This window comes from Sporosarcina gallistercoris (genome assembly GCF_014836415.1).
In the GTDB taxonomy this organism is placed as follows: Bacteria; Bacillota; Bacilli; order Bacillales_A; family Planococcaceae; genus Sporosarcina; species Sporosarcina gallistercoris.
This window is the reverse complement of record NZ_JACSQY010000003.1, coordinates 213,297-227,468: the sequence shown is the minus strand read 5'-3', so window position 1 is coordinate 227,468 and position 14,172 is coordinate 213,297. Positions and strand designations below refer to the sequence as shown.

Genomic DNA, 14,172 nt, shown 5'->3' with positions numbered 1-14,172 from the left:
AATAGGAAGGGATGCATATTATCACTAGAGTGGAGGAAAATCATGATTACATTTGACGAATATCAGTACGCGCGGCCCGATATGGAAGACATTAAAAAAGAATTCACCGAACTTTTAAAGGAGTTCCACAACTCCGATTCGTTCGAATGTCAAAACGCAGTGATTGAAAAGATCAATGCCATCGGAAATGACTATTCGACTCAATCGAACCTTGCTTACATCCGGTCTTCCATCGATACGAATGATGAATACTACCAACAGGAGAGAGATTATTTTGATGAAGTCAGTCCTGAATTCCAAGGACTTTCTACGGAATTCTACAAGGCACTGATCGCTTCCGAATTCCGGGCTGAGCTAGAAGAAAGATGGGGCTCACAATTATTTGCACTTGCGGAACATGCCATTCGCGCATTTTCACCGGAAGTGATGCCCCTCCTTCAGCAGGAAAATAAGCTGACTTCCGAATACGCAAAACTTGTGGCTTCTGCACAAATTGAATTTGACGGCAAAGAACTGACACTCGCTCAACTAGGCCCTTATATGGAATCGACGGATCGCTCGGTGCGTAAAGAGGCGATGAATGCTCAGTATTCATTTTACGAAAAAAATGCTGACAAGTTTGATGATATCTATGATCGTCTCGTCAAACTTCGGGATGAAATCGCAAAAAAACTAGGATTCCCTACATTTACCGAATTAGGATATGTGAGGATGTCCCGTGTCGGATATGATGCCGAAATGGTGAAAAATTTCCGCGACCAGGTGCGGGATTACATCGTTCCTGTCGCCAACAAGTTGTATGATCGCCAAGCAGCTAGGATTGGTGTCGATAGTCTCAAATTCTACGATCAATCACTCGATTTCCTGACAGGGAATGCAGTGCCCCAAGGATCCCCGGAATGGATCATTGAACAAGGCAAAGAGATGTATAAAGAATTGTCTCCTGAGACGGATGAGTTCTTTACGTATATGACTGAAAAGAATTTACTGGATCTCGTTGCGAAAAAGGGAAAAGAAGCGGGGGGATATTGTACGTTCATCGATAACTATGACTCGCCGTTTATCTTTTCAAACTTTAATGGGACTTCCGGAGATATCGACGTACTGACTCATGAAGCAGGGCATGCGTTCCAAGTCTACTCAAGTCGCAACATCGGAATTCCTGAATACGTTTGGCCAACAAGCGAAGGAGCAGAAATCCACTCGATGAGTATGGAATTCTTCACATGGCCCTGGATGGAATTGTTCTTCAATGAGCAAACCGATAAATACAAATTCTCTCATTTAAGCAGCGGTCTTCTATTTTTGCCTTACGGTGTAGCAGTTGATGAGTTCCAACATGAGGTGTACAAGAATCCTACGATGACTCCAGCTGAACGTCATGCGGCCTGGAAGCGTATTGAGGGGATTTACTTACCGAAACGAGATTACGATGGAAACGAATATTTAGAAAAAGGCGGCATTTGGCAGCGCCAAGCTCATATTTACGAAATACCGTTTTACTATATCGATTACACGTTAGCGCAAATATGCGCGTTCCAATTCTGGAAAAAAGATCGTGAAGATCACGAATCCGCTTGGAACGATTATGTCCGTCTATGTAAACTTGGTGGTTCCAAATCATTCACGGAATTGGTCAAAGAAGCGAATCTGATCTCACCTTTTGAAAATGGATGCGTTGAATCGGTTGTCGGGACTATCGAAGAATGGCTGGATTCGGTGGATGATCGAGCGCTATAAGAATATTGGGGAACATTTTTGCTTTGCTCAATAACATTCCTCATAATAAAGAAACAGCTCGCTATCTCCAATGGATGATAGCGAGCTGTTTCTTTATACAGTAAAAACTATTTTTCCGAACTGCGAACTGTCTTCAAGCATCTTGAATCCTTCGAGAGCGTCATCTAACGGCAGAATGCGATCGATGACTGGTCGAATGTGATGCTTTTCAGCAAATACAAGCATTTCTCTCAACTCGTCACGACTCCCCATCATCGAGCCGACAATTTCTTGCTGCCTATTAAAGAGTTCACGTAAATCCAAGTCGATCACGTCTTCGGTTGTCGCGCCGAATACGACAAGTCTTCCGCCATTTTTTAAGCTTTGCAGAGAACGGTTGAATGTAGCTTTTCCTACACTCTCAATGACGAGGTCGATGGTTTCATCCTTCAACTCTTCGTTCCAATCAGCATGCGTATTGATTGCTCGATCTGCACCGAGTTTAAGTGCCTGCTCTCTCTTTTCTTCACTTCTAGAGGTGACAATGACACGAGCACCTGCTGCTTTTGCAAATTGGATAATGAGCGTGACGACACCACTGCCTGCTCCTGGAACGAAAACAGTGTCCCCTTTCTTCATCTTGCCACGCGTTATAAGCGCACGGAAACCTGTTAATCCTGCTAATCCGATACTTGCAGATTCTTCCCAAGATAAATAGGCAGGGCGAAACTCCAATTGTTCCTCTGAAATCACAATTTTTTCAGCAAAAGTTCCGTCATCAGGCATTCCTAGCAGTCGAAAACCTTCTGGTGATCCGTCGCTCTTTTCAAACCAATTAAGAGACGGATTGATCATCACTTCGTCTCCAACGGACCATCTCGTCACATCTTGGCCCACGGCTTCCACCACCCCTGCGCCATCTGAGCCGAGTATTAGATCATGTCCTTTGTTTTCTCTTCTAGCGGGTATGTACAAGTCTCTTCGATTCAGTCCAGCTGTCTTGAGAGCTACTACCACTTCCCCCTTTTTTGCAGCAGGAGTCGGCATTTCTCCTAATCTTAGTCCTTCATCTCCATGAATAATTGCTTTCACCGTCATCTTCCTTTCTACAATCGGATTATTAGAATTTTCCGGTTACTCACTCCATCATATCCCATCTCAGCAGAAAGCTGAAATAAAAAACACAATAGACCGTAAAATCCATTGTGTTCCAATCCCATTATTTCGTTTCCGATGTTTTCTGAAGGCGGCACTTCAATTTTGCGAGTTCAAGTAATTCAAGTACATCTTTTTTAGGCAGCCCCGTTAGTAAATTCAGCAATTCGCGTTCAGCAAGACGGCGCCCTTTACCACTACGGTACCGAGTTTTGTTACTTGCGTCCAATTCTGCATAAAGACGGTCTGCTTCTTCGTCCTGTTCATCTGAAAACCCATCAACTGTGATAGTTTCACGCAAACGTTCATATAGTGACTCTGCACTTGCAGTGTTCGCTTGTTTAAAAGCAGGAGACTTTTTTGAGTCACCTAGAATAAGCTCATCCGTTGATATATTAAAACGTTCAGAGATTTTAGCAACCCATGCTGCTGATGGCGCGTTCTTTCCTTTTTCCCAGTCTTTGATACGACTAGCTGATGTCCCGATAGCAGCACCGAAAGCCATCATGGAAAGACCTCTTTGTTCTCTTAGTTCCTTCAACCTAATACCGAATCCTTCTTTACTCCAGTCGTTCACAAAAAATCCTCCTCTAACATCTAGTAATCCTATTATTTTTCATTTCTAGGTATTTGTCAATGTTTTATTTATTAATAAAAAATGATTCCATATTAGGCTTTCTTTAGCGAAACATCTATTTCAATATCCTGTCTTTTGTCTTTCATAATTTTTCTCATTTTTTTCAATGTACGCATCATATATTTCTTGCAAGGAAAATCCAAGCTTTTCAGCGAGCGTTCCGTACTGATTCCAAAGACCCGTATAAGAAGCCATTTCTGGGTTCTGACCGAATTCCAGGACCGCCTGATTCGTCTTAAGGAATGTAGTTGTTAGAGAATCGGTTGAAGTGTCAAATCGCCACTCATTGAAATCTGTGAAATTTTTTACGATACCGAGCGATAAAAGAAAATGAATGGAATCCACATATTCTTCAAGTACGATAGATCGTTCCGATGAGCCTTTTAAGCTCCAAAACTTAAAACATCTCGTTTCGTTAGCCAACTCGGAAAGTTCGACAAGCAATGCGAGGACTTTGTCTTCAAAAAGATTTCTTCCTGTAACATCGTGTTGTGACTGTATGTATGAATCGAGCTTTTGCTGCATGTGAAATAATTTGTGCATATCCAATGTGTTCGCCCCCTATTGCATCATGTTCCATTGTCAAAAAAGTTGTGATAGCGCCGGAATCCGAAGGCCGATGAGGTAAAGGATGACTGCCATATCCATCAAGGCCAGCATCAGAAATCCTACTCGGAATGAGGTATGAAGCGTTTTATGGCGAAACACTTGCATGCCGAAATAAGCCCCTATCCCGCCCCCTATTAGCGCGAGGAGCCACAGGTTTTTTTCCGAAACACGACTTTTCTTCCGCTTGGCTTGCCGTTTGTCATATCCCATCGCAACAAATGCCCAGATGGATATAAACACGATCCAGTCGATTCCGAGTGTCGCCATAAAAATCTCTCCTCTCTCTTACTTGTCGGTCATATCCGTAAAACCTTTACAACTATTTTCGAAAGGTTTTTTTACAAAGAAAAAACGTCACGTTCCGAATCAATTCGGAACCGTGACGTTTAGGAAATCAATTATTTAGCAAGTGATTTCTTTGCTGTCTCAGCAAATTGAGCAAATGCAGCTGCATCTGTCACTGCAAGATCAGCAAGCATTTTACGGTTTACGTCAATGCCAGCAACTTTAAGACCGTGCATAAGTGTGCTGTAAGACATACCATTTACACGAGCTGCCGCGTTGATACGTGTAATCCAAAGTCTGCGGAAGTCCCGTTTCTTCTGGCGACGGTCACGGTAAGCATAGTTCAATGACTTCATGACTTGTTGGTTTGCTACTCGGTAGAGACGGTGTTTAGAACCAAAATACCCTTTTGCTAATTTCAATACTCGATTACGACGCTTGCGCGTCACTGTTCCACCTTTTACGCGTGGCATAGTTCATTACCTCCTGCTATTCCTGTAAGAATATATTAGATTTGAATTCGGGCGGTTCGCTATCCAGAAGGATCAGCTTACCAGGTGAAGCTATTACTTCATGTACGTAATCATTTCGCGAATACGCTTGTAATCGCCTGAAGAAATGAGTGAACCTTTGCGCAAGTGACGCTTAGCTTTTGTCGACTTGTTAGCGAAAAGGTGGCTAGTTTTTGCGCGTCCGCGCTTCACTTTACCGCTTCCTGTTTTTTTGAAACGTTTCGCGGATCCGCGGTGAGTTTTCATTTTTGGCATGATCTGTTCCTCCTAAATCGTTTGTTCGGCTTACTTCTTCTCAGCTATTGGTGCAAGCATTAAGAACATGCTGCGTCCTTCCATCTTAGGGCGGACTTCAACTGTTCCCACTTCTTTACAAGCTTCTGCAAACTTGTCAAGAACGCGCTGTCCAATTTCTTTGTGAGTAATCGCACGTCCGCGGAAACGGATGGATGCTTTTACTTTGTCGCCAGCTTCCAGGAATTTGATTCCGTTACGAAGCTTTGTTTGAAAATCGTGCTCATCGATTGTCGGGCTTAATCGAACCTCTTTAACTTGGATGATCTTTTGGTTCTTTCGGACTTCCCGTTCTTTCTTCTGCTGCTCGAATTTGAACTTTCCATAGTCCATGATACGGGCTACAGGCGGTTTAGCTGTTGGTGCTACCAGGACGACGTCCAAGTTAGCGCGTGCAGCAATTTCAAGTGCTTCAGTACGGGTCTTAATGCCGAGCTGATCTCCATTGTGGTCGATAAGTCTTAGTTCACGGGCACGAATTCCTTCGTTCACATACATATCTTTGCTAATCTTAATCCACCTCCGAATAATATCTCGCGAATACACTGTTTGAGCAGTCTGCACCATTTCGGCACAGCTTGCAAAACCGTTCGGCATTCTGAGCCTTCAGGTAATGAGGCAATAAAAAAAGCAGACAAATGATGATTTGTCTACCCGCAATCGCACACGTATTCCCACACGTGGCTTCACTACTGTGCTAACCTCAACAACTACCGATTGGCGTCGATCAGGTGAGAAGCGGGCAGCTCCTTCTTGTATCACAAACTGTATTCTTTAACCTTATCTACTTTATCATCGATTAGAGATAGTGTCAAGGGTTTACTTTTGAATATAGAAAGCTATCGTGTTGATTTGCGCTTCGGGCGGACGCTTTCCGCGGGCATGGCTTGAGCCTCCTCGTCCGCTTCGCTACCTGCGGGGTCTCAAACTCATGCTTTTCCCGCAGGAGTCGCCGCCCTGCGCTCCAATCAACGGTGTGGTGTTACCAACTGAAATTCTTTAAAAACAGTAGATATTAGTGGGCTACGTCACTATTCAAGAGTTCCAGGAAAGCTTCGAAGCTCATGGATTCGGAGTTTTGTTCTCCGTATTTGCGGACGTTTACTTCGCCTGATTCAGTTTCTTTGTCTCCGAGTACGAGCATGTATGGTACTTTTTGGACTTGTGCTTCGCGGATTTTGTAGCCGATTTTTTCATCGCGGCTGTCGAGGTCTACCCGGAATCCAGCAGCTACAAGTTGTTCGCGGACTTTGTCTGCGTAGTCGAAGTGCGCTTCAGGTGAAACCGGGATGACTTCCACTTGGATTGGTGCGAGCCATGTTGGGAATGCACCTTTGTATTCTTCGATCAGGAAGGCTACGAAGCGTTCCATTGTCGAAACGACGCCTCTGTGGATGACGACTGGACGGTGTTGCTTTCCGTCTTCTCCGATATAAGTGAGGTCGAATCGTTCTGGCAGTAAGAAGTCCAATTGGACAGTGGAGAGTGTCTCTTCCATTCCGATTGCCGTTTTCACTTGGACATCGAGTTTCGGACCGTAGAATGCCGCTTCTCCGTCTGCTTCAGTGTAGTCGAGACCCATGTCGTCCATTGCGTCTTTCAACATATGTTGTGCGCGTTCCCACATCGCGTCGTCATTGAAGTACTTTTCAGTATCTGCAGGATCCCGATATGAGAGACGGAATGTGTAGTCTGTAATGTTGAAGTCTTTGTATACGTCTATGATGAGTTGGACTGTACGTTGGAACTCATCTTTAATTTGGTCTGGGCGAACGAAGATATGCGCATCGTTCAGAGTCATCCCACGAACCCGTTGGAGACCTGAAAGTGCTCCCGACATTTCGTAGCGGTGCATTGTTCCAAGTTCCGCAATACGAATCGGAAGGTTCCGGTATGAATGAATGCCATTTTTGTAGATCATCATGTGGTGCGGACAGTTCATTGGGCGAAGTACGAGGTCTTCGTTGTCCATGCTCATTACCGGGAACATGCCATCTTGGTAGTGATCCCAGTGACCGGATGTTTTGTACAGCTCCACACTGCCTAAAACTGGTGTGTACACGTGATCATATCCAAGACGTTGTTCTTTGTCGACGATGTATCGTTCGATAACCCGACGGATAGTCGCGCCTTTAGGAAGCCAAAGTGGAAGTCCTTGTCCTACCTTTTGGGAATTCATGAACAAATTCAATTCTTTACCGATTTTACGATGGTCGCGTTCTTTCGCTTCTTCAAGCATTTTCAAGTGGGCTTGAAGTTCATCTTTCTTGAAGAAAGCAGTTCCGTAAATACGCTGAAGCATTTTGTTATCAGAGTTACCGCGCCAATAGGCACCAGCAATACTAAGCAATTTGAATTCTTTGAGTTTGCCTGTGTACGGCACGTGGACGCCGCGGCATAAGTCGAAAAACTCACCTTGTTCATAGATGGATACTTGTTCGTCTTCAGGAATGGCTTGCAACAATTCCAACTTGTACTCATCATCGATTTCTTTAAAGCGGCGCTCCGCCTCAGCGCGTGATACATCGTGGCGAATCACTTCCAAGTTTTCACCGATAATTCGTTTCATTTCCTTTTCAAGTTCAGGAAGGTCATCTGCAGTAATGGGTGTCGGCGAATCGATATCATAGTAGAACCCATTATCGATTGCAGGTCCAATACCGAGCTTCGCATCCGGGAATTTGCGTTTTACGGCTTGAGCTAGTAAGTGCGCAGTACTATGACGTAAAATTTCAAGTGCTTCCGGAGATTGTTGAGTAATGATTGCAATTTCTCCATCTTGGTGAATCGGTGTCTTTAAATCGATAAGCTGCTCACCCAGCTTACCTGCAAGTGCGCTTTTACGAAGTCCCGGACTAATGGATGCTGCTACATCTTCAGTTGTTGTGCCCGCAGGAAACTCTTTTACCGCGCCATCCGGAAATTTTAAATGAATTGAATTTGACATGTCAATGCACTCCTTTTATCTATTTTTGAACACAAAAAAGCCCCATCCCATAAAGGGACGAGACTTGTACTCGCGGTTCCACCCTTCTTCCTCCATTCCGGAAATACCGGAAAGATGAAGCTTCAAGCGGCTAACGGGCCGGTGCCGTCAACAGGTACTAAAGAGCGAGCTCCATGGTTCCCTATTGCTGCTCAAAGGCGGTAGATTGGTGTCGTGTCCTGCAAGGTTCTCAGCAAATCCCTTGCTCTCTGTAGGCCGATCCAACAATCGTTGTCCTTATCAAAGCATTTTATCATTGTGTTGTGATTATTATAGTGAACATTATCGGGAAAAGCAAGAGGTTACCTGAAAACAATCAGTCTTTTCCAGGATTCCTGCGATTTTTCCCTGATAGCAGCACGGGGTCACTCATGATTTTGATGCGTTCCATGATACGTGCAGCTTTGATTGGTTCTTTTTCACCTCGCTGAGAAAAGGTGAGATGATGCTCGAGTTCAGACAATGTGAAGTTCGAAGTGAAAAATGTAGGCAGTTGATCTGCCATACGATATTGCAGGATCGTTCCTAACACTTCGTCTCGGGCCCATGCTGTCATCGATTCAGCACCGATGTCGTCAATCATGAGTACAGCTGCCTTTTTAACAAACTCGATTTTTTCGTTGAGGGAATTATCTTGAATGGACTGTTTGATTTCACGTAGAAACTCAGGCAAGTAAACTATTACAGTACGGATTTGACGACTAGCCAGTTCGTTTGCAAGCGCACCTAATATGAAAGACTTTCCAGTACCGAATTCGCCATGGATATAGAGCCCTTTTTCAGGCGGCACTCCTGTCTCCACGTATTGCGATATGAATTCACTCGCTTTCTCCACTATATCCAAACGGCTATTATCGTAATACGTATCTACGTCGATAAGTTGCGCTTTCATAACATCTTTAGGCATATACAGGCTATTCAGCATCTTATTGACCGCCCGCTTTTCATCATCCAGTTCTTTACTCGGACATCGGATATATGACACATCGATGACCCCCTGATTCAATGTCAGCTTCGGTTCAAATCCCTTCATGACATTAATGCATCCTCCAAGGTTTGGACATTTGTCACATTGGTGGGAGGCGGTTGTAAATTCATAGAGCTTGTTCAAACTTTTCTCAACAACTTGTTTATCAATTTCATCTGCATGTTCTTCTATGAATTGTTGGATTTTTTCGTTTGCGAGAACTTCGTTTCTTAACTCGTCATAACGCGCTGCAAGTGTTGGCGCGTTAATGACTCTTTTCATAGCTTCTCCGATCCGTTCCATTTAATTCACCCCGTTTCGCATGGATTCCAATTTGGCGAGTAACGCTTTTCGTTTTTCTTCCACTTTTCGTTCCTCATCACTGTCATCTTTGTATACAGGAACTGTCGGTTTCGTTGTTTCTTTCTTACCCTCTTTTTTATAAAACCATTCAGGTAACGGTTCTTCCCGAGTCGGCTTTCTTGTCCCTTTACTGGATTTGCCGCCTTCACTCATCCATTTTGTATATTGGTCGTGCTCTTGTCTCGCGATCTCCATCGCTTTCTCAGCAGTATCAATCTCCTTCAACGCCCAATGGGAAGCTATGCGCTGTGCAAAACCGGTTGTGATTTTCCTATCGTTCCGTAACAGGATATATTGCAGTAATACATTTACCACACTCATTTCCAACCCATGGCCGTTGACGAGATTCTCAGCGAGCTGGACATCGACCGGCATAGGCTCTTTTCCTGTCAAATGCAAGAGCATCTCTCTAGGTGATGTGCTCTCGAAATAGGCGATGAGTTCCCGATCTTTTGTTGGAGGCCCCTCATATTCTTGCGGTGATGCTTCTATATTATACGTTTTCTCAAGTTTTGGAGGGGTTTTCGAGATGTTCATTTTATAGAAGTCCTTTGCAGCTTTACGAAGCCGGTCTTCAGGTACTTCCAGGTTCTCATCCAGCGCTATCATGATGATTTTCTGCATATCCATAGGATTAAGAGCGTACATGAACGCTAGTTTTGCAATGAGCTCCTTTGATATACCGGATAATGCTGCACGCGGAACCATTTGCTCAGAAAGACCACTCATCAACAAATTGAAATCGAACAAACTTTGTTCGAAAGGAATACCCGCCGACCTAGTTCGATTGGATAGTTCCTGATCGTTTTGCAATTCATAGGCATGACTATTCACAGGAGTGTAGACATCCATGAAAGTCCTGGAGATTTCTGTGTAACCTGAAGTCTCAGGTTGCTCTGTTGCGAATCGTGCACGCAAATCGCGATACGGCTGTTCGCCAATTTTACTGAATAAGAAAGTCGCCAATAACGGATCTTGGAAAAAAGCCTTCGCATCCAACGGTGGCAATAACTCATATATAAATGAGCGCTGATCCCCTTCCGTTTTCGTGAACGTGCGCAACAAGCCGATCGCTTCAAGTGAAATACGTGCTTGAAAAACAGTCTTCAGAGGCATTGTTAACATATTCATCAAATGATAATGAGTGAATTCACGACTTTCTCGAACATCCGCATCCGCCAGCATAGTTGAAAATAGAGCCATGGCTTCAGGACCCGTCAATGGTTGGTACAAAAGAGTAAGAAGTTGACGATCATAATCAGAAAATGGCGAAGCTACTTTCAGAGAATACGTATCTACGGGTTGCAGTTCTTGATATAACATGCTCAATCTCCCTCCTTACCTTTCAGACGGTCCCTCAGAACCGTTCTTTTCACGAAGGGGACCTTTTTGCAAATTCTTCAGTTCGTCTATAAACATCGTGATATTCTGGTAATCGCGGTAGACCGATGAAAATCGGACGTATGCCACTTCATCGACATCCGCGAGCCGCTCCATAACCATTTCTCCGACATCATGAGAAGCGATTTCAGAGACGCCTCTGCTTTTCAGCTCTTTTTCGATGGATGCCACGATATTTTGCAGCTCTTCCAAAGGGACAGGTCGTTTCTCGCATGCTCGAACTAAACCTCTTAACAATTTTTCACCCATGAACTCTTCACGGGTTCCTTCTTTTTTCAAAATGATGAGCGGTGCTTCTTCTACCTTTTCAAAAGTTGTAAACCGGTAGTTGCATTGCTCGCATTCTCTGCGTCTGCGGATCGAGCTGTTCTCTTCAGCTGGTCTAGAATCGACAACACGCGTTCCGTTATATCGGCAAGCTGGACATTTCATAATTCGTTCCTCCGGTTTTCTTTAGTTCATCTAGTATAACAGAGAGAGCGTTTTCACAACACCCGTGATAACTCGAACCCATTCCAATAGTTATTCTACAGAATTCATCCCACAAAAAAAGACCGTCGTTTCTTTCGCTCTTTCAAGCAGCAAGAAGGACAGTCTTTCAATTGAATATTACGCTTTTACGCTGGCACGGAGTTCTTTCGCGACCTTTTTAGTTAAGTCAACAACTCGCGCTGAATAGCCCCATTCGTTATCATACCAAGCTAATACTTTCACTTTGCGATCTCCGATGACCATTGTCGACAAGCCGTCAATGACTGCAGAATCGGAAGAATTATTGAAGTCGATTGAAACGAGCGGTTCCATTGTTAAGCTAAGAATCCCCTTCATAGAGCCTTCCATCGCTTTCTTGAACACTTCATTTACTTGCTCTGCAGTAACATCTTTCTTCACGTCTACAACAAGATCCACTAGTGATACATTCGGTGTCGGGACTCGAAGGGCCATTCCGTGAATTTTACCTTCAAGTTCAGGAAGCACAAGCGACAGTGCTTTTGCTGCTCCAGTTGAAGTCGGAATGATCGACTGTCCGCATGAACGTGCACGACGAAGGTCTTTATGTGGATTGTCCAAGTTCTTTTGATCATTTGTATACGCGTGTACTGTCGTCATCAATCCGTTCTCGATGCCGAATTCGTCATTAAGGATCTTAGCGACCGGGGCAAGACAATTGGTAGTACAACTTGCATTCGAAATGACATCGTGCTTTTCAACATCTAATTTCTCATCATTGACGCCCATGACGATCGTGATGTCTTCGTTTTTACCCGGTGCTGACAAGATTACTTTCTTTGCACCTGCTTCAAGGTGAAGAGCTGCTTTATCACGCGCATTGAACACACCAGTTGCTTCAATGACGATATCAACGCCAAGCTGTTTCCAAGGGAGTTTGGATGGATCCCGTTCAGCGACAAGTTGAACTCGCTTGCCGTTAACTAGCAATGCATTCTCTTCAATTACTACATCGCCATCGAACGTACCGTGGGTTGTGTCATACTTTATCAAGTGTGCTAATGTTTCGGGTGGGTAAAGGGCGTTGATCGCAATAGCAGTAACCTCATCCTCTACTATCAACTGCCGGAATACCATGCGGCCGATTCGACCGAAACCATTAATCGCTACTGATGTTGTCATGAAAAGTCCTCCCAATATGTATGATGTTATACTGTTTACTTAAATATCGTAATTAGTATAACACATTTTTACCGTGAGGAAAGAGTTTGTGCAACATTGAACAATGTTTGATTTTTCAGAACAGATTTACACGAGCCACTTTTGCAATACGTCATCCAATTGTCGCTCGGTTTCGGCTAGATCTCCGTTATTATCAATCACAGCATCAGCGCCTTGTTCTTTAATGTCCATAGGCAATTGAGAGGCGATTCTTGAATCCGCTTCACTCTCAGATAATTGGTTACGACTCATCAGACGTTCTTTTTGAACTTCAGGGGTAACGGAGACCACGAGAATCTTTTCTACATAGTCATGCAGCTTGTTCTCAAAAAGTAACGGAATATCCAAAATGACGGTTTTTGCTCCTGCTGCTAAATGCGATTCTTTTTGTAAAATGAGTTCTTTCCGGATCGCTGGATGGATAATAGCGTTCAATTGCTCTCGCTTCTTGTCATCACCAAAAACCAGCCGGCCCATCGCCGCACGATTCAAAGAGCCATCGTCACAAATGACTTCCGCTCCAAATACAGTTTCAATTTCGTGTAGCACCGGACTTCCAGGCTCCACAACTAACCGTGCAATCTCATCTGCATCGACAATCGGATATCCTCGATCTTTCAATAGATTGGCGACTGTACTTTTACCGCTCGCAATACTTCCAGTTAGACCAATGATCATACGCGTTCCCCTTTTCAGTGTTGACATTTTTTGCAGTAGGTGGAAGTCCGATTCGCAATTTGAATAGTAGCAGTTTCCGCTCCGCATCGAGGACATACTTTATGACCATACATTTGCAGACGATTCTGCATGGATCCCGCTTCCCCATTAATATTCCGATAATCGGATATGGAGCTGCCACCCGCTTGAATGCTTTCATCCAATACAGTTACAATTTCGCGGAATAACTGTTGTTTTCTTTCGCGGCTGATCCTGCCTGCTGATCGATTCGGATGGATCCGCATTCTGAACAGCGCTTCTGTTGCGTAAATATTGCCGCAACCTGATATGATTTGACCGTCCATGATGACCTCTTTAATCGGCTTTTTTGCGTACTTATCTTGCTTCGTTTTTTCGATGAAGAACTCTTCCGCATCGGCATCGAATGGTTCAGGAGCCATTAATGTAAGTGGCGGATGATCCTGTTCACACGTCAGTAAGCGGAGTTCTCCAAAACGGCGGATGTCCGAATAGACGAGAAGTCCGCCATCTTCAAGATGAAAGATGGCGTGGATATGATTGCGAAACTTTTGCTCACGGATTTCAGTGATCGCATTCACGACAAACCACGCTCCTGTCATTCCTAAGTGGCTGACAAGGAGACGGCATGTATCGTCTTTGAAGAGATGAAAATAAATGTATTTGCTACGTCTCGTAACGGCTTCTATTGTGTATCCAGCAAGTTCCGCAGAGAATCGATCGACTGAATGGCCTTTTACAATGGCTTCTTTTCCTGCAGCTTTTGATGCAATTACCGTTTCGGAAACGATCACATCGCTTATAGTACGTCCACTTGCAACAGGTGCTAACGAACGGACAACCCCTTCTACTTCAGGTAATTCCGGCATCTGGCTTC

Annotated in this window: 15 protein-coding genes and 1 other annotated feature; of the genes, 1 reads left to right on the top strand and 14 read right to left on the bottom strand. The window is 44.2% G+C overall.

The features are described from left to right. The first annotated feature begins 42 nt into the window (after nt 1-42). On the top strand, nt 43-1,740 hold the full coding sequence (locus tag H9659_RS06440) for a M3 family oligoendopeptidase (protein WP_191689104.1): 1,698 nt from the start codon (nt 43-45) through the stop codon (nt 1,738-1,740). A gap of 93 nt (nt 1,741-1,833) precedes the next feature. Here H9659_RS06440 and H9659_RS06435 read toward each other — a convergent pair whose 3' ends face one another. From H9659_RS06435 to mutM, 14 genes are all read right to left on the bottom strand, one after another. After that, complete coding sequence (locus tag H9659_RS06435) at nt 1,834-2,811, bottom strand: zinc-binding dehydrogenase (RefSeq protein ID WP_318240698.1); 978 nt, start codon at nt 2,809-2,811, stop codon at nt 1,834-1,836. Between the two features lie 127 nt (nt 2,812-2,938). After that, the gene (locus tag H9659_RS06430) at nt 2,939-3,451 is read right to left on the bottom strand and encodes a helix-turn-helix domain-containing protein (RefSeq protein WP_191689102.1); all 513 of its coding nucleotides are present in this window, start codon (nt 3,449-3,451) and stop codon (nt 2,939-2,941) included. A gap of 120 nt (nt 3,452-3,571) precedes the next feature. Then, complete coding sequence (locus H9659_RS06425) at nt 3,572-4,054, bottom strand: dUTP diphosphatase (protein WP_318240702.1); 483 nt, start codon at nt 4,052-4,054, stop codon at nt 3,572-3,574. A gap of 39 nt (nt 4,055-4,093) precedes the next feature. After that, nucleotides 4,094-4,387 carry a DUF1294 domain-containing protein gene (locus H9659_RS06420; protein WP_191689100.1) on the bottom strand — a complete coding sequence of 98 codons (294 nt, stop codon included), beginning with the start codon at nt 4,385-4,387 and terminating at the stop codon, nt 4,094-4,096. A gap of 131 nt (nt 4,388-4,518) precedes the next feature. Continuing rightward, nucleotides 4,519-4,878 carry a 50S ribosomal protein L20 gene (gene rplT / locus H9659_RS06415; RefSeq protein WP_191689099.1) on the bottom strand — a complete coding sequence of 120 codons (360 nt, stop codon included), beginning with the start codon at nt 4,876-4,878 and terminating at the stop codon, nt 4,519-4,521. Between the two features lie 93 nt (nt 4,879-4,971). Then, the gene (gene rpmI, locus H9659_RS06410) at nt 4,972-5,172 is read right to left on the bottom strand and encodes a 50S ribosomal protein L35 (protein ID WP_025783745.1); all 201 of its coding nucleotides are present in this window, start codon (nt 5,170-5,172) and stop codon (nt 4,972-4,974) included. Nucleotides 5,173-5,202: 30 nt separating this feature from the next. Then, a complete protein-coding gene (infC, locus tag H9659_RS06405) occupies nt 5,203-5,709 on the bottom strand; it encodes a translation initiation factor IF-3 (RefSeq protein ID WP_191689212.1) in 507 nt (168 codons plus the stop codon). 517 nt (nt 5,710-6,226) lie between these two features. Continuing rightward, the gene (gene thrS, locus H9659_RS06400; protein ID WP_191689098.1) at nt 6,227-8,158 is read right to left on the bottom strand and encodes a threonine--tRNA ligase; all 1,932 of its coding nucleotides are present in this window, start codon (nt 8,156-8,158) and stop codon (nt 6,227-6,229) included. A 50-nt stretch (nt 8,159-8,208) separates the two neighbouring features. Beyond that, nucleotides 8,209-8,450 (bottom strand) — a binding site (T-box leader). Between the two features lie 63 nt (nt 8,451-8,513). After that, on the bottom strand, nt 8,514-9,467 hold the full coding sequence (gene dnaI, locus H9659_RS06395) for a primosomal protein DnaI (protein ID WP_191689097.1): 954 nt from the start codon (nt 9,465-9,467) through the stop codon (nt 8,514-8,516). Beyond that, a complete protein-coding gene (locus tag H9659_RS06390; protein ID WP_191689096.1) occupies nt 9,468-10,850 on the bottom strand; it encodes a replication initiation and membrane attachment family protein in 1,383 nt (460 codons plus the stop codon). Between the two features lie 15 nt (nt 10,851-10,865). Then, nucleotides 10,866-11,360 carry a transcriptional regulator NrdR gene (gene nrdR / locus H9659_RS06385; RefSeq protein ID WP_191689095.1) on the bottom strand — a complete coding sequence of 165 codons (495 nt, stop codon included), beginning with the start codon at nt 11,358-11,360 and terminating at the stop codon, nt 10,866-10,868. A gap of 177 nt (nt 11,361-11,537) precedes the next feature. Then, nucleotides 11,538-12,560, bottom strand: coding sequence for a glyceraldehyde-3-phosphate dehydrogenase (locus H9659_RS06380; RefSeq protein ID WP_191689094.1), 1,023 nt, complete (start codon nt 12,558-12,560; stop codon nt 11,538-11,540). 126 nt (nt 12,561-12,686) lie between these two features. Then, the gene (gene coaE, locus H9659_RS06375; RefSeq protein ID WP_191689093.1) at nt 12,687-13,277 is read right to left on the bottom strand and encodes a dephospho-CoA kinase; all 591 of its coding nucleotides are present in this window, start codon (nt 13,275-13,277) and stop codon (nt 12,687-12,689) included. Between the two features lie 14 nt (nt 13,278-13,291). After that, complete coding sequence (gene mutM / locus H9659_RS06370; protein ID WP_191689211.1) at nt 13,292-14,164, bottom strand: bifunctional DNA-formamidopyrimidine glycosylase/DNA-(apurinic or apyrimidinic site) lyase; 873 nt, start codon at nt 14,162-14,164, stop codon at nt 13,292-13,294. Between the last annotated feature and the right edge of the window lie 8 nt (nt 14,165-14,172).